We start from the raw sequence: 21893 nt of genomic DNA on the forward strand, positions 1-21893 counted from the left end.
GATTGTGGAGTAGTCAAATGCGTTGCAAGCCATTTATCTTCATGGGCGGATTAAACACAATGGCGCTTTTGGAAAGAACACCATGCCCATCACGCTCTACCGCCACCCCGTCTCGGGCCACTCCCACCGCGTGGAACTCATGCTGTCGCTGCTGGGCCTGCCCTGCGAACTGGTCAACATCGACCTGCTGGCCGGGGCCCACAAAGCCCCGGCGTTTCTGGCCCTGAACGCCTTTGGCCAGGTGCCGGTGCTGCAAGACGGCGATGTCACACTGGCCGATTCCAACGCCATCCTGGTCTACCTGGCCAGCCGCTACGCCGCGCCCGGCACCTGGCTGCCCACCGAGCCGGTGGCCGCCGCGCAGGTGCAGCGCTGGCTGTCGGTAGCGGCCGGGCCGCTGGCCTTTGGCCCGGCCCTGGCGCGGGTGATCCAGCTGTTTGCCCGGCCCACCGACCCGTCGGAGGCCATCCAGCGCTCCACCCAGTTGCTGGCCGTGGTGGAGGCGCATCTGCAGCAGTCTGGCTACCTGGTGGGCCATGCGCCCACCATTGCCGACATCGCCCTCTACAGCTACACCGCCCATGCGCCCGAGGGCAATGTCTCGCTGGAGCCGTACCCGCAGATACGCGCCTGGCTGGCCCGCATCGAGGCCTTGCCGGGCTTTGTGCCCATGGTGCGCAGCCGCATTGGCTTGCTGGCATGACCGCCGCCTTCCACGCGGGAGAAGTCGCCCTGCAGCAGCGCGCAGGCGTGGCCCAGCGCATGGCCGATGTGGGGCCACGCGTGATCCGCAGCTACATGCCCGAGCAGCACCGCGACTTCTTCGCCCAGCTACCCTTTGTGGTGCTGGGCAGCGTGGACGCGCAGGGCCAGCCCTGGGCCTCGGTGCTGGCGGGGCCGCCCGGCTTCATTCGCTCGCCCGATGCCGCCCGGCTGCGGGTGCAGGCTCTGCCTGCCGTGTCCGACCCGCTGGCGCGCCACCTGGCCGAGGGCGCGTCCATCGGCATGCTGGGCATCGAGCCCCACACACGGCGGCGCAACCGCGTGAATGGCAGGGTCACGGCGCTGGACGGTAGCGGCTTTGGTGTGGCGGTGGAACAGAGCTTTGGCAACTGCCCCAAGTACATCCAGGCCCGCGAACCGGTGCTTGCTGAGCGCGTGGAGGCCGCCACCACCGTTGGCAAGCAGCTCGATGCCGCCGCCCTGCGCCTGGTGCAGGGGGCCGACACCTTCTTCATTGCCAGCGCCCATCCCGGCGCAGAGCGCGATGGAGAGCACGGTGTCGATGTATCCCACCGCGGCGGCAAACCCGGCTTTGTGCGGGTGGACGGGGATGCCGCAGGCACGCAGTGGCTGACCGTGCCCGACCTGGTGGGCAACTACTTTTTCAACACCCTGGGCAATCTGCTGCTGCAGCCGCAGGCGGGCCTGCTGTTCATCGACTTTGAGACTGGCGACCTGCTGCACCTGGCCGTGCGCGCCCAGATCGTCTGGGACGGCCCGGAGCTGGCCCGCTACCCCGGTGCCCAGCGGCTGCTGCGCCTGCAGGTGCAACAAGTGCTGCGCCGACCGGCGGCTTTGGCGCTGCGTTGGGGTGCGGCACAGCTCTCGCCTGCACTGGAGGGAACCGGGCAATGGCTGCCCCCTGTCTGAAAACTACCATTTTGATAGCTGTTCGTGCAGGTTCTATCGGCGCTAGGGCCCTGTCGGGGCCTGGTTTTTCTGCCGGTCGGCGAACCATGTTTTCAAGAATGCCACGCAAGCTGAGACCTTGCCGGGCATCAACCTGCGCTCGGGGTACACCGCAAACAGCACCAGCGGTGGGCGCTCCACCCGGGGAAACAGCGCAACCAGCGCGCCGGTGTCGATCTCGGGCCGCGCCACAAAGTCGGGCAGAACCGCAATGCCTTGGTCGGCCAGCACCAGGCGCTTCAAGAACATGGTGTTGTTGGCCCGGGCGCGCGGCTGCACGCTGACATGGGTGGCGCCGTCCCAATGCAGGGGCCAGCGCGCACCCGCCGTGGCATAGGCGTAGGCAAAACAGCGGTGCGCGGCCAGGTCGGCGGGTGTCTGGGGCTGGCCGTACAGCTGCACATAGCCCGGCGAGGCACATACATGGAGTGCAAAGCTGGTGATGCGCTGGGCGGTGTAGCTGGAGTCCTTGGGGTCGGTGGTGGCGCGCAGACCCAGGTCAAAGCCTTCGGCCAGCAAGTCCACATGGCGGTCGCCCAGCTCCACATCCAGCTCGATGCGCGGGTAGGCGGCGGCGAAGGCGGTGAGCGCCTCGCCCACATCGGTCAGGCCCAGCGCCATCGGGATATTCAAGCGCAAGCGCCCGGAGGCCGCCGAGGCCGTACCCGCCGCCTCGGCATCGGCTTCTTCCAGGGCTTGCAGCAAGCCGTGGGCGCGCTCGGCGTACCGCCGCCCGGCTTCGGTCAGCGAGACGCGCCGCGTGGTGCGTTGCACCAGCCGCGCGCCCAGGCTTTTTTCCAGATCGGCAATCGCCTTGCTGACAGCCGATGCCGAAATGTCCAGCTCGACGGCAGTGGCCGAGAAGCTTTGCAGCTCGGCCAGGCGTACATACAGGCGCAGGGTGCTGAGGCGGTCCATGGGGTTATTGTTTCCTTGGGATGCATTATGTGTGCAGGTTTTGGCTCTTTATGCATTGGGCGTGCAAGCTTATCTTCGGTGCATCCACAACAACCCTATGGAGAAAGATGTCGATGTTTTCTGTATCCCTGCAACGCCTGATCGCACCCCTGTCACTAGCCGCCAGCCTGGGCCTGGTGCCCCCGGTGGCCCAAGCCGCCCCGCCCGATGCCGCCGTGTCCTTATGGCGCAGCTATACCGGCGTGACCTGGGACACCTCGGCGGATCCCACGCCGTATGCGGGCTCGGCCAAAGCGCCCGGCGCACCCATCTCGGGCATCCATTTCGCCGCCGACGGCACGGCCTATGTGAGCATCCCACGGCTGATCTCGGCCGACGCGCCCGCCACGCTCAGCCGCCTGGACACCCAGGCCACCAGCGGCCCCGCGCGGCTGACGGCATTTCCCTCCGTGCAAGGCAACGATGCCAGCACCCAGCCCGGCGAGCATCTGCGCAACGTGCTGGGCTTTTACGTCGACCGGCACAACGGCTGGCTGTGGGCGCTGGACATGGGCTTTGTGGCGGGCGAGGCAGAGGCTCCTGCCGGTGCCCAAAAACTGCTGGTGTTGGCGCTGGACACGGGCCGCGTGGTCAAGAGCATTCCCCTGGACGGCGTGGCCGACCGCAAGGGCAGCTTTTTGAACGACGTGGTGGTGGATACCCGGCGGCGCGTGGCCTATATCTCGGACAGCGGGCTGCGCAGCGCCCCGCACAACCTGGCGGGCCTGGTGGTGGTGGACTTTGCTACTGGCCAGGTGCGCCGTGTGCTGCACCAGCACCCCAGCCTGATGCCCGAGGCGGGCGTGACCGTGGTGTCGCACGGGCAAGAGGTGTGGCCGGGCAACCCGCTGGTGCTGGGCATCAACGGCATCACACTGTCGCCCGACGGTGCTACCTTGTACTGGACTGTCACCACCGGCACCCGCCTGTGGGCCATGCCCACCGCCTTGCTGCGCAAGCCCCAAACCGGTGACACCCAACTGGCCGCGAGTATCCGCAACCTGGGCTCCGTCGGCGGCAACACCGACGGCATCACCACCGATGCACAAGGCCGCGTGTACATCACTGACGTGACCCGCAACGGCATCGTGCGGTTTGATCCCGCCACCCGCCGCATGCGCCTGCTGGCCGCCCACGACGGCGTGCACTGGCCCGACACCCCCGCCATCGCTGCAGACGGCGCACTGATGTTCACCGCCAGCGCCTTGAACGACCACTTTGCCGGTGCCGTGCAGCCCGGGCAAGAACGCTACCAGCTCTGGCGCATGCCGTTGCCCAAGCGCTGACACCCACCCAGGCGCCTAGCGCTCAGGCAAGGTGGCCAGCACCACGCCCAGCAGGGCGATACCAAAGGCCAGCAGTTGCACCGGTCCCAGGGTTTCGCCCAGCACCAGCACGCCGGTAAGCGCGGTAAATATCGGCAGCAGCACGCTGTACACCCCCGCCTGGGCCGCAGGCACCACGCGCAGGCCGGTCATCCACAGCCATACCGTGCCGATGCTGGCGGCCATGGCGTAGAACACCAGCAGCAGCCAGGTGCCGGGGTGCACGCTGGCAAACGGAAACGACAGCGCCAGGTACATGCCCATGGGCGTCATCAGCACCAGGCCCCACAGGTTGATGAGGGCGCTGATGCGTTTGGGCCCCAGGCTGCCGGTGAGCTTTTTGCCGATCACCGCGTAGGCCGCTTCGCATAACACTGCGCCCACCATCAGCAAATTGCCCAAGAAGTGGTTTTTAGATGCCAAATCGGCCTCTTGCGCAGATAGCATAGGCGTGAGCTGCTCTGATTTTGTGAGCGCCAGCAAGGCGATGCCTAGCACCCCGCAGGCGATGGCCGCCCACACCCTTAGCCCTATGCGTTCGCGCAGCAGCAGCCAACTCAGCAGCGCCACCGAGGCTGGAATGGCCGCCAGAATCACCCCCGCCGACACCGCGCTAGTCAGGCCCATGCCGTACAGCATGCAGATCGAAAACAGGAAGTTGCCCAGAAACGATTCCAGAAACACCAGCCAGCGGGTGTGGGCCGACAGGGGGCCTTCGGATGCGGGCTTTTTCAGCCAGGGCAGCATGGCGATGGCCGCAATGCCGAAGCGCAGCCAGGCCAGCAGGAACACCGGCAAGGCCGCCACCAGCGGCTTGCTTAAGCCCACGTACACGCCCACCAGGGCCATGCCAGCGGCCAGGCAGAGGCGGGCGGTCAGGGGGGAGGGGTGGTACATGAACTATATTTTTAATAGCTTCTCACGCTTTATTCATAAGCGCTAGTAGGCTGAAAGGCTTGAAAAATCAGGCGCTCAGAAACGCCTCAAACCCGTCCAGCATCTGCTGCACGTCCTTGACGCGAGTGGCAGGCGATACCAGCAGCATGGTGTGGAAAGGCGTGAGCAGCACGCCGCGGTTCAGCAGAAACAGGTGCAGCAGGGCATCCAGCGCGGGCTGGCTGGTGGCGTGCACTTCGGCGGCGTTGCGCGGCGGCTGGGCGGTGTACTGCAGTTCCATGCGGGCACCGAGCTGGGTGACGGTCCAGCCCAAACCCTCAGCGCCAATGCGCTCACGCAAGCCCGCCGCCAGCGTGTCGGCCAGCGCCAGCATAGGGGCGTAGGTGGCGGGGGTGTGCAGGTGCGTCAAGGCGGCGTGCAGGGCGGCCAGTGTGAGCGCATTGCCCGCCAGCGTGGTGCCTATGCCGCTGTGGCCTTCGGGCGCGGCCTGTTTCGCGTCCCGCATGCGCTGGGCCAGTGCGTCGGTAAAGCCGTACACGGCACAGGGTAGGCCGCCCGCCACGGCCTTGCCGATGACCAGCAGGTCAGGTTTGAGTCTGTGCACTTGGGTGTAACCGCCGCAGCCGGTAGACAAGGTGTGGGTTTCGTCCAGCGCCAGCAGGGTGCCGTAGCGCTGGCACAGGGCCTGGGCGGCTTGCCAGAAACCGGGGTCTGGCAGCACCAGGCCGCAGTTGGTCAGCGCGGGCTCGGCCAGCAGGCAGGCCACCTGGCGGTCGGCCAGGGCGGCTTCCAGCGCGGCCAGGTCGTTGAAGGGCACGATGCGGGTGAAGGCGGCGTGGTTGTGTACGTTACCCAGCACCGAGGGGCGGGGCAGGGTGCGGCCATCTTCCAGATCGACCAGGGTGTCGTCCACCGCGCCGTGGTAGCAGCCTTCAAACACCAGCAACTGGGGCCGTTGTGTGACGGCCCGCGCCCAGCGCAGCACAAAGCGATTCGCATCGCTGGCAGTCAAGGCCATTTGCCACTGCGGCAGGCCAAAGGTGGCGGCCAGCAGCGCGCCGACCTCTGCCGTCTGCACCGAGGGCAGCATGCTGGTCAGCCCGCGCGCCGCCTGCCGGGCGATGGCCTGGGCCACCGGCTCCGGGCTGTGGCCGAACATGGCCCCGGTGTCGCCCAGGCAGAAGTCGGCGTAGACATGGCCGTCGGCGCAGGTGAGCTGCGCGCCCTGGGCCTGTTGCACGCACAGGCTGGTGGGGCTAGGCCAGTCGCGCATCCAGTGCAGCGGCACGCCAAACAGGAAGTGCTGGGCGGCCTGGGCGGCCAGGGCGATGGAGCGCGGGTGGGTGGCGGTGAAGCGCTGGGTTTCGGTGGCAAAGCGCTGGGCCAGTGCAGAAGAGGTCAGGGCGGGGTGGGTCGTCATGGGGCTTATTGTTGCAGCGTCAAGTTGTGGTGGATGCACTAAGGGTTTGTCCCCAAAATGGGGGATGACCAAGGTGACGATGCCCTGGGCAGCGTCTAACGTGCGTTGATACTGATTTCACAGCAACGCAAGGAGATGTATGCCGAGATTCCGCAACACCTGCGCCTGCGCAGCCCCCGCAGTGGGCAGCGTGCAGGCACGGTGGTCCGACTTTTGCGCCGTCGCCCCCAGCCCCGAGCTGAAGGCCCGGCTCAAGGCCGAGCTGGAAAAAGCGCGCGGCAGCGTCAGCTCCGAGCTGGCCAGCGCCCTGACGCTGGCGCGCAGCCCCACGCGGCTAGGCTTCAACGACGGCGTGATCTTCCCGCCCGACCAGTTCCCCGAGGGCACGCCCAAATCGGCCATCCGCAACGCCGCCGCCGACCGGGCCCCCCTGCGCGGCCCTCTGCGGGTCATCGTGGTGCTGGCCCAGTTCAGCGACAAGGCGATGGTGCAAACCGCGCAACATTTCCGTGACCTGTTTTTCTCCAGCGGCGTGCTGCCCCACGGCAGCGTGAAAGAGTATTACCAGGAGGTCACCGGCGGCCTGGTGGACATCGTGGGCGAGGTGGTCGGCCCCTACACCCTGCCGCAAACCCTGGCCTGGTACGCCAACAACAACTTCGGCATCGCGCGCGGCGGCGGCGCATTCCGGGCCAACATCCTGGCCAAGGATGCGGCGGTGGCGGCCAACCCGGCGGTCAATTTTGGCCTGTACGACAACGACGGCAACGGCTTTGTGGATGCCTTCATCGTGGTACACGCCGGGCGCGGCGGCGAGCAGACCGGCCATGCGGGCGACATCTGGTCGCACAAGCACGTGCTGCCCGCAGCCATGCCCGCCGACGGCAAGCAAATCTACGCCTACCTCACCGTGCCCGAAGATGCCAAACTGGGCGTGTGCGCGCACGAGCTGGGGCATTTGCTGTTTGGCTTTCCCGACCTGTACGACACCGACGGCACCTCGGAAGGCATTGGCGACTGGTGCCTGATGTCGGGCGGCTCGTGGAACGGCGGCGGCGACATTCCGGCCCATCCCTCCGCCTGGTGCAAGGTCAACCAGGGCTGGGTGGGCACCACCAATGTCACCACCAGCGGCACGGTGTCGCTGCCCGATGTCAAAACCAGCCACACCGTGCACCGCCTGTGGAAAAACGGTGCGGGCAGCAGCGAGTATTTCCTGCTGGAAAACCGCCAGCGCAGCGGCTTTGACGCGCAACTGCCCGGCGCAGGCCTGCTGGTCTGGCACATTGATGAGGCCCAGCCCGGCAACAGCAACGAGAGCCACTACAAGGTGGCCCTGGTCCAGGCCGACGGCCTGCGCGAGATCGATGCAACCCACCCCGCAGGCACGTTTGGCGACCAGGGCGACAGCGGCGACCCGTTCCCCGGTGCTGCGGCCAAGACGGCCTTTGGCCCCACCACCACGCCCAATTCCAGGTCGTACGCGGGGGTGAACACCTGCGTGTCGGTCACCGCCATTTCCGCCTCCGGCCCCACCATGGCGGCCACGCTGGGCGTGCGCTGCAGTGTCAAGTCGCTGGTCAAAGACCGCAAGGACGTGCGCAAGGAAGGCAAGGAGCTCACCAAGGAAGCCGCCAAGGAAGGCAAGGAGATCACCAAAGAAATCCGCAAGGAAACCACGAAAGAGGTCGCCAAGGAAATCGTCAAGGACCGCAAGGACATGCTGGAGCACCGCATCGTGCGCGCCGCCCCGGTGGCCGACCCGGGCCACCTGGACGTGGTGCTGTCCGACCTGGAAGCCCGGCTGCAGATGCTGGAGGCCATGGTGGGCGCGCGGGCGTATGCGGGCAGCGCGGTGGATGGAGGCCGCGCCACGGCCCAGCCCTTCATCGATGCCAGCCTGCGCCCCGATCTGGAAGGCGGCCCGGTGTACGACGACAACACCGCGCTGCAAGAGCGCATGGCCGCCGGTGACCGTGATGCGAAGCGGGCGTTTGACGCGCCCCCACCCCGATGAAGGTACAGCTTGACCATCTTGGTGCGGGTGCGGCACCCGGCATCGTCCTGGTGCTGGCCCACGCCAGCGATGCCGGTGCCGCGTCCGTGGCGGCCTCGCTGCGCAACCTGCTGGCCGGTGCCACGGTGGAGGTCTGGACCGTGCGCCCCGAGAGCCTGGGCCTGGCCGCCTGGTCGCACGCTGTGGATGCCCACGGCTGCGCCCACACCCGCCTGGTGTTGCCGGGCCGCCCGGCGCTGCACAGCACGCAGATCCGCGCAGTGTTCAACCGCATCCAGCACCTGCCCCTGCCGCAGTTCAGCCAGGCCCACCCCAAAGACCGCGACTACGCCGCCATGGAGCTGCAGGCCCTGGTGCTGAGCTGGCTGGCCGCCTGTGGTGGCTGCGTGGTGCAACCGCTGCGCGGCCAGCCCTGGCTGGTGCCGCAGTTGCCGCTGCTGCACTGGGCCAGCGCCGCCGCCCGCTGCGGCCTGCCGGTGGCCGACCAAGGTGCCGGTGCCCCCGGCCCCTGGGATGCCACCGTGCTGGTGGCCGGCACGCTGACCACCGGCATCCTGGCCGGGCGGCTGGGCGTGGCCTGTGTGGCTACCGCGCAAAACCTGGGCTTTACGCTGCTGGAGTTCCGCTTCCAGCGCGGTGTGGCGGGGGCCGTGCTGGTGGATGTCAGCCCGCACCCCGAGCTCAGCGACCTGGAAGACATCGACACCGTGGCCCGTTGCCTGGTTGACCTGGCCGAACGCACCTTGGTAGAAGAGCCCGCATGATCCTCGTGTACGGCCAGGGCGACGATCCTCCCATCGAGCACCTGGTGGCCGCGCTGCACAGTGCGGGCGCGCGCTACCAACTGCTCGACATCGCCCGGCTGGACCAGGCCCGGCTGGACATCCAGGTCGGGCCGCAGGGCATGGCGGGCGAGCTGGTGGTGGATGGGGCGTGTACCGCGCTGGCCGACATCCGCGCCGTCTACGCCCGCCCGCTGGAGCCCCGCGTGGCCGACCAGCCAGAGCCCGCGCAAAAGCACGCCCTGGCCCTGCACCGGCAACTGGTGGAATGGCTGGATGTCGCCCCGGCCCGGGTGGTGAGTCGCCCACTGGCCATGCAGGCCAACGCCTCCAAGCCGCTGCAGGCCCAGTGGATCGGCGAAGCCGGTTTCCTGGTGCCGCCCACCCTGGTCACGTCCGACGAGGCCGAGGTTCGCGCGTTCCAAAAGACCCACGGCCGGGTGGTGTTCAAGTCGATCAGCGGCATCCGCTCCATCGTCACCGAGCTGGACGACACCTGGCTCTCGCGCATGCACCGCCTGGCCCAGCTGCCCACCCAGTTCCAGGCGTACGTGCCCGGTGTGGACGTGCGCGTGCACGTGGTCGGCCAGCAGGCCCTGGCCGCAGAGATCACCAGCACCGCCACCGACTACCGTTACGCCCAGCGCAGCGGCACCACCGCCCAGGTCGTCGCCACCACGCTCCCCCCCGCCGTAGCCGCCCGCTGCATCGCCATGTCGCATGCCATGGGCCTGCCCCTGAGCGGCATCGACCTGCGCCTGCGGCCCGACGGCGAGTACGTGTGCTTCGAGGTGAACCCCATGCCGGCGTTTAGTTACTTTGAGGTGGAGAGTGGGCTGCCGATTGCGGCGGCGCTGGCGGGGTTGTTGATGGATTCGGATTAAAAATAGTTCTTTGTGCCGATGAGATGGGCACAGGCAGCTCCTTAAACTGTAGCAACTGCTGTGCACCAAGATTCGGTTCTATGATTTCAGGCCCTGTATGGCGGAAACTGAAAATGGATGAAGCAACCCATAAATATGCAAAAACACTGTGGGACTACGGTGTGATGCACCACCCGCTGGAAAAGGCCGACTGCATATTTGCTTTAGGCAGTTACAACCCCATTGTGGCAAGTTACGCCGCCGATCTTTTTTTAGCCGGATGGGCCGATTTTTTGGTGTTTTCGGGCGGAGTGGTTCATCCAGAATCTATATGGCCGAATTCCGCTGGAAAAACCGAAGCCGAAATTTTCCTTCAAATAGCCAAAGAAAAGGGGGTTCCCGCGGCCAGGATCATTATTGAAAATGAGGCAAAAAATACCGGTGATAATTTTTTGCTGACGGACAAGCTGTTTAAACAGTTGGGTTTAGATTTTGAGAAAATCATAATTGTTCAAAAACCCTACGCAGAAAGAAGGGCGTATGCAGCGGGAATGGTCCATTGGGGCCACAAAAAACTCATGCTGTCATCGCCCAGCACGACATACCATGAATATCTGGATGGGTGCGTTGCAAAGGATGTTTTCATCAATTCCATGGTAGGCGATATCCAGAGAATAAAAATATACCCCGAAAGGGGTTTTCAAATCCACCAGGATATTCCTGAAAATGTGTGGGCAGCTTACACCGAACTGGTCAAGCGTGGATTCAACAAAAGGCTAGGGTAGTCGCCATCGCGCAAGCGGCAGGTGGCGATTGTCTTCCGCCAGCGCCTGCTTGTATCTGCTATCAAAATGCCCAAAATTTCCCAGCATAAAAATAGCCCTATGTGCTTATCACACCAGCGCAAGCAGCTCCCTAAACCATAGCAAATCTTGCCAATCCGCACCGCAATGGCACCCAGGCACCACGGGCGTGCCCGCTGCCGCGCAGGTTCGGTGCACGGGCAAGCCCACCGCCCACACTGCTACAGCGCCTTTCCCTCTGAAAACCCATCTTCCAAGCCCTGGCATCGAATTTGCATGCACCCCCAGCGCGGGGGCAGCCACACTGGATTGCTTCTACAAATGACCGCTAGGGTTCCGGCCGTCTGATCTTCAGGCGGTGTCTGGTCCGAGAGCAGTCGGCCAGCAGCGGCCCATACCACTGCAGGCTCCACGGCGGGACAAAAGCCCGGGAGGTTCACTTCGTAATCGAGGTGGTCTCCCGCATTCGTCCTTCAACCTGGAGTCTTGCCATGTCTTCTTCTTTCTTTTCGATTTCCCGTGCTTTTAAACGCAATGTCGTCGGCGCTTTGCTGGTGGGTGTGGCTGCGGCTGGCATCACCACGCCCGCTGCCGCCGAAATCAAGGTGGGCGTGTCCGACTGGCCGGGCTGGGTGGCCTGGTATGTGGCCGAGCAAAAGGGCTTCTTCAAGAAGAACGGGGCCGATGTGAAGCTGGTCTGGTTTGCCAACTACACCGACTCCATCGGCGCGCTGTCGTCGGGCCAGCTGGATGCCAACTCGCAAACCTGGTCCGACACCCTGGGCCCGCTGGCCAAGGGCCTGCCGCTGAAGGCCATTCTGGTCAACGACAACTCTGCGGGCAACGACGCGCTGATGGTCGGCCCCAAGATCACCTCGTTCGCCCAGCTCAAGGGCAAGAAAGTGGCGCTGGAGCAGTTCAGCATTTCGCACTTTGTGCTGGCCACGGCGCTGGCCAAGAACGGCATGCAATTGGGCGACGTGAAAATCGTCAACCTGTCCGCAGGCGATGCCGCGGCCGCCTTCATCAGCGGCAAAGTGGATGCCGCCGTGCTGTGGAACCCCTGGGTGAACCAGATCGAAAAGAGCGGCAAGGGCAAGGCCTTGTTCACCTCCAAGGACATGCCCGGCCTGGTGCCCGACCTGCTGGTGGCGCAAGACAAGGCCATCCAGACCAAGCGCAAAGAACTGGTGGGCATGATCAAGGCCTGGTTCGAGACCGAGAAGTTCATCCGCGAGCAGCCCGCCGAGGCGGCCAAGATCATGTCCAAGGTGGTGAGCATGTCGCCCGAGGAATACGCGGTGTTCCTGCCCGGCACCAAGTTCTTTGACGCAGCCGCCAACACCCAGGCGTTTGATGCCAAAAGTGCCCTGTCGCTGGCCAGCACCGCACCCACCATTACGGCCTTTTTGACAAAGTACAAGCTGATCGAAGGCAAGCCCGATGCCGCCAAGGGCCTGGATGGCACGCTGGTGCAGGATGCGCTGAAGTAAGGCGCGGCCATGTGGACCAAGCTGTGGTTTATACGGCTGGCGATCCCGCGTCGCAGCTACGGGGCACTGGCGCTCATCGGCCTGGTGGTTCCGCTGCTGGGCTGGGCGCTGCTGAGTGCGTTTGCCGGGGTGAACCCGGTGTTTCTGCCCGGCCCGCAAAAGGTGGTGGAGCGGGTGTTTACCTGGGCGGTGGAAGACGACCTGCTGGGAGACGCCGCCATCAGCACCTTGCGGGTGGTTACCGGCTGGGCGCTGTCGGCTCTGCTGGCGCTGCCGCTGGGCCTGTTCATTGGCAGCTGGCGCGCGGTGCAGGCGCTGCTGGAGCCGCTGACCGACTTCATCCGCTACATGCCTGCGGTGGCCTTTATCCCGCTGGTAATGCTGTGGGTGGGCATCGACGAGGGGGCCAAGGTGGCCATCATCTTTATCGGCACGTTTTTCCAGATGGTGTTGATGGTTGCCGAGGACGTGCGCCGCGTGCCCATGGCACAGATCGAGGCCGCGCAAACCATGGGTGCGACCCGGCGCGAGGTGCTGGAGAAGGTGATCTTGCCGTCGGCCAAACCGGCGCTGCTGGACACCTTGCGCATCACCATGGGCTGGGCCTGGACCTACCTGGTCGTCGCCGAGCTGGTGGCGGCCAACTCGGGCCTGGGCTTTGCCATTTTGAAGGCCCAGCGCTTTTTGCAAACCGACAAGATCTTTGCCGGGATTTTGCTGATCGGCTGCATTGGCCTGGCCATCGACCAGCTGTTTCGCCTGCTGCACCGCAAGGCTTTCCCCTGGATGCACGGACGCTAACAAGGGAATGCCATGAACAAAATCGAATGCAAAAACGTCTGGAAGTATTTTGGCCAGACCACGGCTTTAAACGACGTGAACCTGGGCATTGCCGACAACGAGTTTGTCACCCTGGTGGGCGCGTCCGGCTGCGGCAAGTCCACGCTGCTGCGCACCCTGGCGGGGCTGGAAACGCACAGCAAGGGCGACGTGCTGGTCAACGGTGCCGCGATCACCGGGCCGGGGCAAGACCGGGCCATGGTGTTCCAGCACTACAGCCTCTACCCCTGGCTGCGGGTGTCGGAAAACATCCGCTTCTGCCGCCAGCTCAGCGCCCATACCCAGAACCGCAGCAGCGCCGACGTGGAGGCCGCCTCGGGCCGGGCCGACGCACTGTTGCAGCTCATGGGGCTGACGGCCTCGGCCAGCGCCTACCCGAACCAGCTCTCGGGCGGCATGCAGCAGCGGGTGGCAATTGCCCGTGCCCTCATGGGTAAGCCGCAGATCCTGCTGATGGACGAACCCTTTGGCGCGCTGGACGCGCAAACTCGCGAGGTGATGCACGACCTGATCCTGCACGTGCACCGCCTGGAGCGCACCACCATCGTCTTCGTGACCCACGACGTGGAAGAGGCTATCTACCTCGGCCACCGCGTGGTGCTGATGGCCCCGCGCCCGGGCCGCATCGACTCGGTCTACGAAGTGCCGCTGCCGCCCAAGCGCGAACAGGACATGAAGCTCGCCCCCGAGTTTGTACGCCTCAAACGCCAGTTGCTGGACCGCATCCGCGAAACCTCCGGCATGAAAACCGACCTGGACCAACTGCAAAAACTCACGCAAATGGCCGAAGAAAGGACCCCTGTATGACCCCCATTCCTGCCAACAAACTGCAGTGGGAGGAAGACCTCCCCGGCGGCAACCACTGGTCTGGCCGCTTGCGCCGTGGCACGGCCCTGCGCCTCACCGACTTAACAGGCGGCGCGAACGTATCCGCGCTGTTCTTCAACGCCGAGCAGTCGCTGGAGCGTTACAACATGCCCGACACCCTCAAATCTCAACACACCGCCTTCTTGACCGCAGGCCTTGTCTGCCAGTCGGACATGGGCCGCGTGCTCTGCTCCATCACCACCGACAGCCTGGGCTGGCACGACACCTGGTGCGGCGTGAGCGACGCGGCCATGGTGCGTGCCAAGTTCGGCGACAAGCGCTACCAGCAGCACCGCAACGCCATGCACCGCAATGGCCGCGACAACCTGCTCATCGAGCTGGCCAAGTGGGGCCTGGGCGCACGCGACCTGGTGCCCTGCGTTAACTTCTTCAGCAAGGTGGTGCCCGATGCCGACGGTGCCCTCAGCCACGTGCCCGGCCACAGCCTGGCGGGCAGCCACGTGGACCTGCGTTTTGAAATGGACACCCTGGTGGTGCTCAGCAGCGCGCCGCACCCGCTGGACGCGAATCCGGTCTACGCCCCCGCCGACGTGCAACTCAGCGCCTACCGCGCCGACCCCGTCGCCGCCGACGATGCCTGCCGCACCCAGTGCGCGCAAAACGGCCGCGCCTTTACCAACACCGAACGCTATTGCGGGGTCACACTGTGAGCAAATTACTGGAAAGCCCACTCAACCCCGCCCACGCCGTGCTCGACCAGACCTGCCTGGCAGGCGATCCGTGGATGGCCACCGTCTACGCCGGGCAGACTCTGCGCATCCTCGACCTGGAAGGCAACCAGGCGGTAGACACCCTGTTCTACAGCGCGGCCAACGCAGAAGAGCGCTACAGCGCCGCCGACACCATCGCCCGCAACGGCCAGCTCTACCTGGGCCTGGGCTCCAAGCTGTACTCCAGCGTAGGCCGGGTCATGCTCACCATCACCGCAGACACCTGTGGCCGCCACGACACCCTGGGTGGTGCCTGCTCCAGCGAGAGCAACACCGTGCGCTACGCGCTCGACAAACGCCCCATGCACAGTTGCCGCGACAGCTTCATGCACGCCCTGTGCCATTGCCACGAGGCCGGGGCGCTGGGTTTGGGCAAGCGCGACATTGCGCCCAACATCAACTTCTTCATGAACGTGCCCGTCACGCCCGAAGGCCGCCTCAGCTTCGAGGACGGCATCTCGGGCGCAGGCAAGTACGTGGAGTTGCGGGCCGAGATGGACGTGGTGGTGCTGATATCCAACTGCCCGCAGCTGAACAACCCCTGCAATGGGTACAACCCTACGCCGATACGGCTGCTGGTGTGGAACTGATGTGCTATTGAATTCGTAGCTGCTCGTGCTGGTTCCATCAGTACGGGATGCCGATTTTTCTTAAATTTTCAACGACTCACTCTGGTTGAGGGCGAGACACATTCCGCCAGGGATACCGTGGAACCGGCTTTGCCGGGCCACTGGTATCGCCCCCTGCAAGGGGGGTGGCGGAAAGTGCGCAGCACTGGAGCCTGGGGGTGAGCCAAAGGACACCATGTTCGATACCGTTTTGATCGCCAACCGCGGCGCCATCGCCTGCCGCGTGATCCGCAGCCTCAAGGCCCTGGGCCTGCGCTCGGTGGCCGTGCACTCCGAGGCCGATGCCGATTCGCTGCATGTGGCCCTGGCCGATGCCAGCGTCTGCATCGGCCCGGCACCGGCTGCCCAAAGCTACCTGGACCCGCAGCGCATCCTGGACGCGGCCCGGGCCACGGGCGCGGGGGCCATCCACCCCGGCTACGGCTTTTTGTCGGAAAACCCCGACTTCGCCCAGGCCTGTGAAGACGCAGGCATCGCCTTCGTCGGCCCCACACCGACGCAGATGCGGGCCTTTGGCCTGAAGCACACCGCCCGCGCGCTGGCCGAGGCCCAGGGCGTGCCCCTGCTGCCCGGCAGCGGCCTGCTGGCCGACCTGGCCCAGGCGCAGAGCGAGGCGGCGCGCATCGGCTACCCGGTGATGCTCAAAAGCACGGCGGGCGGCGGCGGCATTGGCATGCGGCTGATCCGCAGCGATGCTGAGATGGCCCCGGCCTTCGAGGCCGTGCAGCGCTTGGCCCAGGCCAACTTCAAGGACGCGGGCCTGTTCCTGGAGAAGTTTGTCGAGCGTGCCCGCCACATCGAAGTGCAGCTCTTCGGCGACGGCCAGGGCCGGGTGGTTTCTCTGGGCGAGCGCGACTGCTCGGCCCAGCGCCGCAACCAGAAGGTGATCGAAGAGACCCCTGCGCCCGGCCTGTCCGAAGCCACCCGCACCGCCCTGCAGCAGACTGCCGTGCGCCTGGCCGAAGCGGTCAACTACCGCAGCGCCGGTACCGTGGAATACGTGCTGGATGCCGACACCGGGGCTTTCTATTTCCTGGAGGTCAACACCCGCCTGCAGGTAGAGCACGGCGTGACCGAGCAGGTGACGGGCGTGGACCTGGTGGCCTGGATGCTGCGCTTGGCGCGCGGCGACGACTTCGCGCTAGAGGTGCCCGCGCCACACGGCGCGTCCATCCAGGTGCGCCTCTACGCCGAAGACCCGGCACGCAACTTCCAGCCCTGCGCGGGCGGCTTGATCGAGGTGGTGTTTCCATCCGACGCACGCATTGAAACCTGGGTCGCCACCGGCAGTGAAGTGCCGCCGAATTACGACCCGATGATCGCCAAGCTCATCGTGACCGGCAGCGACCGCGCCGATGCCGTCGCCAAGCTGCAGGCCGCCCTGGCCGCCACCCGGCTGGCGGGCATAGAAACCAATCTGCGTTACCTGCGCACTGTCGTGGCCGACCCGGTGTTTGTGGATGGCTTGATGGTCACCCGCAGCCTGGCCGATCTGCACTACCAGCCGCAGGCGCTGGAGGTGCTGGATGCCGGTGTGCAGACCACCGTGCAAGACCACCCGGGCCGCGTGGGTTACTGGGCGGTGGGCGTGCCACCCAGCGGCCCGATGGACGACCTGGCCATGCGCCTGGCGAACCGCCTGGTCGGCAACGCCCCGGATGCGGCGGCACTCGAATGCACGCTCAGCGGCCCCAGCCTGCGTTTCCATGCCGATACGGTGATAGCGGTCTGTGGCGCGGCCATGGCCGTCAGCGTGGACGGCGTGCCGCTGGCGCTGTGGCAGTCGCACACGGTCAAGGCGGGCAGCGTGCTCAAGCTCGGCGCGGTGCAGGGCGCAGGCGCACGCAGCTACCTGGCGCTGCGCGGCGGGCTGGACGTGCCGCTGTACCTGGGCAGCCGCGCCACCTTCACCCTGGGCCAGTTCGGCGGCCACGCAGGCCGCACACTGCGGGTGGGCGACATGCTGCATATCGGCTCGGATGCAGTCGATGCACCGCTGGCCGCCTTGCCCGCCGAGGTGGTGCCCGAGTACCAAAGCCACTGGGACATCGCCGTACTCTACGGCCCGCACGGCGCGCCCGATTTCTTCACCGATGGCGATGTCCAGATGTTCTTCGGCACCGACTGGCAGGTGCACTACAACTCCAGCCGTACCGGCGTGCGCCTCATCGGTCCCAAGCCCCAATGGGCGCGGCGCGACGGCGGCGAGGCGGGGCTGCACCCGTCCAACATCCACGACAACGCCTACGCCATCGGTGCCATCGACTTCACCGGCGACATGCCCGTCATCCTGGGCCCCGACGGCCCCAGCCTGGGCGGCTTTGTCTGCCCGGCCGTGGTGCTGGCCAGCGAGCGCTGGAAGATGGGCCAACTGCGCCCCGGCGATACGGTGCGTTTCCGCTGCGTCACCGCCCAAGAAGCCCTGGCCCTGCACGCCGCGCAAGAGCGCCGCATTGCCGACCTGGCCTGGAATCCGCCCGCCATCCCGCAGCGCAGCGATGCGGTCGGTTCGCCCATCCTGGCCCGGCGCGACGCGCAGGGCGAACGCCCGGCCCTGGTGCTGCGCCAGGCGGGGGACCGTTATGTGCTGGTGGAGCTGGGCGACGCGGTGCTGGACATTGCGCTGCGCCTGCGGGTGCACGGCCTGATGCAATCCCTGCAGGCGCAAATGCTGCCGGGTATCGTGGATTTGACCCCCGGCATCCGCTCTCTTCAGATACATTTTGAGCCTCTAGCGATTACCGCATCGGCGCTGATAGCTGCGATTTTTGTAGCAGATGATGCTTTGGGTGATACCGATGATCTGGTCGTGCCATCCCGCACCGTCTACCTGCCGCTGAGCTGGGACGACAGCGCCACCCGGCTGGCCATCGAAAAATACATGCAGTCCGTGCGCCCCGACGCGCCCTGGTGCCCCAGCAACATCGAGTTCATCCGCCGCATCAACGGGCTGGAGAGCATCGCCGAGGTGCAGAGCACCGTGTTCGAGGCGCGCTACCTGGTGCTGGGCCTGGGCGACGTGTACCTGGGCGCACCCGTGGCCACGCCGCTGGACCCACGGCACCGCCTAGTCACCACCAAGTACAACCCGGCCCGCACCTGGACCCCCGAGAACGCGGTGGGCATCGGCGGCGCCTACATGTGCGTCTACGGCATGGAAGGCCCGGGCGGCTACCAATTCGTGGGCCGCACGCTGCAGATGTGGAACCGCTGGCGCGATGCGAGCAGCGGAGCCCCGGCGTTCGAGTCCGGCAAGCCCTGGCTGCTGCGCTTCTTTGACCAGATCCGCTTCTACCCGGTGGGCGAGGCCGAGCTGCTGCAAATCCGCCGCGACTTCCCCGCCGGGCGTTACCCGCTGCGGGTGGAGGAGGGCACGTTCAGTCTGCACGACTACAGAAGCTTTCTGGCCGACAACGCCAACGACATCGCCGCCTTCCGCGCCCTGCAAGGCCAGGCCTTCGAGGCAGAGCGCGAGCGCTGGCGCGTGGCAGGCCAGGCCGAGTACGTGGGCGAGGTCGAGGTGCTGGAGGCCGCCACGTCGCCAGACGACCTACCCCCCGGCGCGCGCAGCGTGGCCAGCGCCGTGCCCGGCAGCGTGTGGAAACTGCTGGTGGCCGAGGGCGACACCGTGGCCGAAGGCGATGCCCTGCTGGTCATCGAGTCAATGAAGATGGAGTTCACCGTGGCCGCGCCCTGTGCCGGCACGGTGTGGCGCATGGCCTGCCGCGAAGGTGGAGCCGTGGCGGCGGGGCAAAACGTGGTGGTGATCCAGGAAGCGCAAGCATGAACAAGACAACTATTTCCCTCAGCCTAGGCGCGTTGCAACAGGCGTACCGCGACGGCAGCCTGACCCCGCTGCAGGTGATCGACCACGTGGTCCAGGCGATTGGCGACGACCCGCATACCGCCTGGATCCACCGCATCGACGCAGCCACCTTGCGTGCCCAGGCGCAGGCTTTGATGGACCGCGGCCCCGAGGGCCTGCCCCTGTGGGGCGTGCCCTTTGCCATCAAGGACAACATCGACCTGGCCGGGGTGCCCACCACCGCCGGTTGCCCGGCCTACGCCTACACGCCCGCCACCAGCGCCTTCGTGGTGCAGCGCTTGCTGGACGCGGGGGCCATTGCCATCGGCAAGACCAACCTGGACCAGTTCGCCACCGGCCTGAATGGCACGCGCTCGCCGTACGGGGCCTGCCACAACGCGTTTGATGCGGACTACGTGTCGGGCGGCTCCAGCGCGGGTTCGGCCGTGTCGGTCGCTTTGGGGCATGTGGGCTTCTCGCTGGGCACCGACACCGCCGGTTCGGGCCGCGTGCCAGCGGGTTTCAACCACCTGGTGGGCCTCAAACCCAGCCTGGGCCTGCTGTCCACCAGCGGCGTGGTGCCCGCCTGCCGCTCGCTGGACGCGGTGTCCATCTTTGCGTTGACGGCAGATGACGCGCAGCAGGTGTTCGCCGTGGCCCAGGGCTATGACGCGCAGGATGCCTATGCCCGCCCGGCGCAGCCGCACGGCTTCGACTTTGGCCGGGCCGAACATCCGCGCCTGGGCGTGCCACGCGCCGACCAGTTGCAGTTTCTGGGCGACAGCGGCTACGCCCAGTGCTTCGAGGCCGCCCGCGCCCACGCGCTGGCCCTGGGCGCGGAGCTGGTGGAGATCGACTTTGCCCCCTTCTTCGAGACCGCCCGCCTGCTCTACGAAGGCCCCTGGGTCGCAGAACGCTACCAGGCCATCCGCGCCTTCATCGATGCGCAGCCCGAGGCCCTGTTTCCGGTGACCCGTGAGATCACCCTGGGCGGTGCGCAGCCGTTGGCCGCCGATGCCTTTGCCGCGCAGTACCGCCTGCGCGCCCTGGCCCTGCGCTGCGCCGCTGTGTGGGCCGGTATCGACTGCATGCTGCTGCCCACATCACCCACTATCCACCGCATCGCCACGATGCTGGCCGAGCCGATTGCCCGCAACAGCGACTTCGGCCTGTACACCAACTTCGTGAACCTGCTGGACTACGCCGCCATCGCCGTGCCCGCAGGCTTTCGGGCCGACGGCCTGCCGTTCGGCATCACCTTGGTTGCCCCGGCCCACCAGGACCAGCCGCTGCTGCACCTGGCCCAGCGCTGGCAGCACCGCCTGCAGGGCAAGGCGGCCATGCTGGGGGCCACGGGCCACACGGCGGTGCCGTTTGACACTGCGCCCGCCATCCCCTCCGGCCAGATCCGCGTAGCCGTCTGCGGTGCCCACCTGCAAGGCCAGCCGCTGAACCACCAGCTCACCAGCCGCGGTGCCCGCCGGGTGCAGTGCACCACCACCGCGCCCGTCTACCGCCTCTACGCCTTGCCCGACGGCAAACGCCCCGGCCTGGTCCGTGTGGCGGAGGACGGTGTCGCGATCGAGGTGGAGGTGTGGGAGCTGCCCGGCGCGCAGTTCGGCAGCTTTGTGGACGGCATTCCCGCGCCCTTGGGCATTGGCCGCACGCTGCTGGCCGATGGCAGCACGGTGGCGGGCTTCATCTGCGAGCCTTCAGGATTGGAAGGCGCGCAGGACATCACGGCGTGTGGCGGCTGGCGGGCGTACAAAGCGGCCACCCTCAGTTAGCCGTGATCTTGCGGTCACGCACGATGGCGCTCCACTTGGCATCTTCTTTCCGCATGAAGTCGGTGAGTTCGGCGCGGGTGGTGGGCTGCGGGGTCAGGCCGTGCTTGTCCAGGGCCTGCTTCACGCCGGGGTCGGCCAGCACCTTGACGATGGCCTGGTTCCAGCGCTCCAGAATGGCCACCGGCGTTTTGCCAGGTGCCACGAAGGCGTACCAGTTCAGGGCCTCGAAGCCGGGGTAGCCCGACTCGGCCACCGTAGGAATGGTGGGCATGTAGGCCGGGCGGGCCAGGCCGGTGGTGGCCAGGGGGATGAGCTTGCCCGCTTCGACGTGGGGCAGCGCGGTGGGCGGTGCCGAAAAATACGAGGCGATGCGTTCGCCCAGCAGATCCTGCAGGGCCGGTGCGCCGCCTTTGTAGGGCACGTGCACCATGTCAATGCCCGCGCGCTGGCTGAACAGCTCCCCGGCCAGGTGCGAGGCCGATCCAGCCCCGGTCGAGGCGAAGTCGATGCTGCCGGGCTTTTTCTTGGCCAGGGCCACAAACTCGGCCAGGGTCTTCACACCCAGGCCCTTGTGCACCACCAGCACATTCGGAAAGTTCACCCCGCCCGAGATGGCAGCCAGGTCCTTGAAGGGGTCGTAGCTGACCTTCATCACGTGCGGTGCGATGGTCAGCGGGCCGATGGAGCCAAACAGCAGCATTGAGCCGTCTGCCGTCCCGTTGGCCACAAATTGGTGCGCGATGTTGCCCCCGGCACCGGCCTTGTTGTCGATGATGACGGTCTGGCCGATGTCCTCGCCGAGCTTGCGGGCGATCAGGCGCGCCGCCGCATCGGCCGCGCCCCCGGCGGCGAAGCCGACCACCAGGGTGACGGGTTTCTTGGGTGGGAAGTCTTGGGCCGGTGCTGGGGTCGCCAGGCACAGGGCGGCGGCACATGTGGCCGTGGCGCGCAGAAAGTGTTGTGGGTTCATTTTTGGGGGTCTCCG

General features: G+C 66.3%; 18 protein-coding genes and 1 riboswitch. Of the genes, 14 read left to right on the top strand and 4 right to left on the bottom strand.

Features of this window, described 5'->3' with window-relative positions; genetic code table 11:
- The first annotated feature begins 82 nt into the window (after positions 1–82).
- Both AC097O_RS09235 and AC097O_RS09240 read left to right on the top strand, forming a co-directional pair.
- Complete coding sequence (locus AC097O_RS09235; protein WP_479592507.1) at positions 83–703, top strand: glutathione S-transferase family protein; 621 nt, start codon at positions 83–85, stop codon at positions 701–703.
- The gene (locus AC097O_RS09240) at positions 700–1653 is read left to right on the top strand and encodes a pyridoxamine 5'-phosphate oxidase family protein (RefSeq protein WP_479592508.1); all 954 of its coding nucleotides are present in this window, start codon (positions 700–702) and stop codon (positions 1651–1653) included. The genes AC097O_RS09235 and AC097O_RS09240 overlap by 4 nt, the downstream gene beginning before the upstream one ends.
- Before the next feature lie 42 nt (positions 1654–1695).
- Here AC097O_RS09240 and AC097O_RS09245 read toward each other — a convergent pair whose 3' ends face one another.
- Positions 1696–2610: a LysR family transcriptional regulator gene (locus AC097O_RS09245; RefSeq protein WP_479592509.1), complete on the bottom strand. Its 915-nt coding sequence runs from the start codon at positions 2608–2610 to the stop codon at positions 1696–1698.
- Positions 2611–2723: 113 nt separating this feature from the next.
- Here AC097O_RS09245 and AC097O_RS09250 point away from each other — a divergent pair, with 113 nt between their 5' ends.
- Positions 2724–3935: an SMP-30/gluconolactonase/LRE family protein gene (locus AC097O_RS09250; protein WP_479592510.1), complete on the top strand. Its 1212-nt coding sequence runs from the start codon at positions 2724–2726 to the stop codon at positions 3933–3935.
- Positions 3936–3950: 15 nt separating this feature from the next.
- Here AC097O_RS09250 and AC097O_RS09255 read toward each other — a convergent pair whose 3' ends face one another.
- Together AC097O_RS09255 and AC097O_RS09260 are read right to left on the bottom strand one after the other, a co-directional pair.
- Positions 3951–4871, bottom strand: coding sequence for a DMT family transporter (locus AC097O_RS09255; RefSeq protein ID WP_479592511.1), 921 nt, complete (start codon positions 4869–4871; stop codon positions 3951–3953).
- Positions 4872–4938: 67 nt separating this feature from the next.
- A complete protein-coding gene (locus AC097O_RS09260; RefSeq protein ID WP_479592512.1) occupies positions 4939–6291 on the bottom strand; it encodes a transaminase in 1353 nt (450 codons plus the stop codon).
- A gap of 139 nt (positions 6292–6430) precedes the next feature.
- On the opposite strand from AC097O_RS09260, the gene AC097O_RS09265 reads away from it, so the two are divergent.
- The 11 genes from AC097O_RS09265 (at position 6431) to atzF (ending at position 20908) form a co-directional block, all read left to right on the top strand.
- The gene (locus tag AC097O_RS09265; protein ID WP_479592513.1) at positions 6431–8308 is read left to right on the top strand and encodes a M6 family metalloprotease domain-containing protein; all 1878 of its coding nucleotides are present in this window, start codon (positions 6431–6433) and stop codon (positions 8306–8308) included.
- Entirely contained in the window at positions 8305–9072 is a 768-nt protein-coding gene (locus AC097O_RS09270; protein WP_479592514.1) for a hypothetical protein, read from the top strand. The genes AC097O_RS09265 and AC097O_RS09270 overlap by 4 nt, the downstream gene beginning before the upstream one ends.
- Positions 9069–9974 (top strand): ATP-grasp domain-containing protein, encoded by a 906-nt coding sequence (locus AC097O_RS09275; protein WP_479592515.1) that lies wholly within the window; start codon positions 9069–9071, stop codon positions 9972–9974. The genes AC097O_RS09270 and AC097O_RS09275 overlap by 4 nt, the downstream gene beginning before the upstream one ends.
- Positions 9975–10087: 113 nt before the next feature.
- On the top strand, positions 10088–10738 hold the full coding sequence (locus tag AC097O_RS09280; RefSeq protein ID WP_479592516.1) for a YdcF family protein: 651 nt from the start codon (positions 10088–10090) through the stop codon (positions 10736–10738).
- A 335-nt stretch (positions 10739–11073) separates the two neighbouring features.
- A riboswitch (guanidine-I (ykkC/yxkD leader) is annotated at positions 11074–11192 on the top strand.
- Between the two features lie 55 nt (positions 11193–11247).
- The gene (locus AC097O_RS09285; protein WP_479592517.1) at positions 11248–12249 is read left to right on the top strand and encodes an ABC transporter substrate-binding protein; all 1002 of its coding nucleotides are present in this window, start codon (positions 11248–11250) and stop codon (positions 12247–12249) included.
- 9 nt (positions 12250–12258) lie between these two features.
- Positions 12259–13050: an ABC transporter permease gene (locus AC097O_RS09290; RefSeq protein WP_479592518.1), complete on the top strand. Its 792-nt coding sequence runs from the start codon at positions 12259–12261 to the stop codon at positions 13048–13050.
- Positions 13051–13062: 12 nt separating this feature from the next.
- On the top strand, positions 13063–13896 hold the full coding sequence (locus tag AC097O_RS09295) for an ABC transporter ATP-binding protein (protein WP_479592519.1): 834 nt from the start codon (positions 13063–13065) through the stop codon (positions 13894–13896).
- Complete coding sequence (locus AC097O_RS09300; RefSeq protein WP_479592520.1) at positions 13893–14627, top strand: urea amidolyase associated protein UAAP1; 735 nt, start codon at positions 13893–13895, stop codon at positions 14625–14627. The genes AC097O_RS09295 and AC097O_RS09300 overlap by 4 nt, the downstream gene beginning before the upstream one ends.
- Complete coding sequence (locus tag AC097O_RS09305; RefSeq protein WP_479592521.1) at positions 14624–15277, top strand: urea amidolyase associated protein UAAP2; 654 nt, start codon at positions 14624–14626, stop codon at positions 15275–15277. Before AC097O_RS09300 ends, AC097O_RS09305 begins: the two co-directional genes overlap by 4 nt.
- Before the next feature lie 214 nt (positions 15278–15491).
- The gene (gene uca, locus AC097O_RS09310) at positions 15492–19103 is read left to right on the top strand and encodes an urea carboxylase (RefSeq protein WP_479592522.1); all 3612 of its coding nucleotides are present in this window, start codon (positions 15492–15494) and stop codon (positions 19101–19103) included.
- The gene (gene atzF / locus AC097O_RS09315; protein ID WP_479592523.1) at positions 19100–20908 is read left to right on the top strand and encodes an allophanate hydrolase; all 1809 of its coding nucleotides are present in this window, start codon (positions 19100–19102) and stop codon (positions 20906–20908) included. Before uca ends, atzF begins: the two co-directional genes overlap by 4 nt.
- Here the strand turns inward: atzF and AC097O_RS09320 are convergent.
- Positions 20901–21878 carry a Bug family tripartite tricarboxylate transporter substrate binding protein gene (locus AC097O_RS09320; RefSeq protein ID WP_479592524.1) on the bottom strand — a complete coding sequence of 326 codons (978 nt, stop codon included), beginning with the start codon at positions 21876–21878 and terminating at the stop codon, positions 20901–20903. The genes atzF and AC097O_RS09320 overlap by 8 nt on opposite strands.
- Positions 21879–21893 lie beyond the last annotated feature (15 nt).

The organism is Rhodoferax sp. LS1P39, assembly GCF_056521425.1.

Coding starts and splice junctions, on each gene's coding strand:
- AC097O_RS09245 (WP_479592509.1), bottom strand. CDS start 2,610: ATGGACCGCCTCAGCACCCTGCGCCTGTATGTACGCCTGGCCGAGCTG.
- AC097O_RS09300 (WP_479592520.1), top strand. CDS start 13,893: ATGACCCCCATTCCTGCCAACAAACTGCAGTGGGAGGAAGACCTCCCC.
- AC097O_RS09285 (WP_479592517.1), top strand. CDS start 11,248: ATGTCTTCTTCTTTCTTTTCGATTTCCCGTGCTTTTAAACGCAATGTC.
- AC097O_RS09280 (WP_479592516.1), top strand. CDS start 10,088: ATGGATGAAGCAACCCATAAATATGCAAAAACACTGTGGGACTACGGT.
- AC097O_RS09265 (WP_479592513.1), top strand. CDS start 6,431: ATGCCGAGATTCCGCAACACCTGCGCCTGCGCAGCCCCCGCAGTGGGC.
- AC097O_RS09240 (WP_479592508.1), top strand. CDS start 700: ATGACCGCCGCCTTCCACGCGGGAGAAGTCGCCCTGCAGCAGCGCGCA.
- AC097O_RS09290 (WP_479592518.1), top strand. CDS start 12,259: ATGTGGACCAAGCTGTGGTTTATACGGCTGGCGATCCCGCGTCGCAGC.
- atzF (WP_479592523.1), top strand. CDS start 19,100: ATGAACAAGACAACTATTTCCCTCAGCCTAGGCGCGTTGCAACAGGCG.
- AC097O_RS09320 (WP_479592524.1), bottom strand. CDS start 21,878: ATGAACCCACAACACTTTCTGCGCGCCACGGCCACATGTGCCGCCGCC.
- AC097O_RS09275 (WP_479592515.1), top strand. CDS start 9,069: ATGATCCTCGTGTACGGCCAGGGCGACGATCCTCCCATCGAGCACCTG.
- AC097O_RS09260 (WP_479592512.1), bottom strand. CDS start 6,291: ATGACGACCCACCCCGCCCTGACCTCTTCTGCACTGGCCCAGCGCTTT.
- AC097O_RS09250 (WP_479592510.1), top strand. CDS start 2,724: ATGTTTTCTGTATCCCTGCAACGCCTGATCGCACCCCTGTCACTAGCC.
- AC097O_RS09295 (WP_479592519.1), top strand. CDS start 13,063: ATGAACAAAATCGAATGCAAAAACGTCTGGAAGTATTTTGGCCAGACC.
- AC097O_RS09235 (WP_479592507.1), top strand. CDS start 83: ATGCCCATCACGCTCTACCGCCACCCCGTCTCGGGCCACTCCCACCGC.
- AC097O_RS09255 (WP_479592511.1), bottom strand. CDS start 4,871: ATGTACCACCCCTCCCCCCTGACCGCCCGCCTCTGCCTGGCCGCTGGC.
- uca (WP_479592522.1), top strand. CDS start 15,492: ATGTTCGATACCGTTTTGATCGCCAACCGCGGCGCCATCGCCTGCCGC.
- AC097O_RS09270 (WP_479592514.1), top strand. CDS start 8,305: ATGAAGGTACAGCTTGACCATCTTGGTGCGGGTGCGGCACCCGGCATC.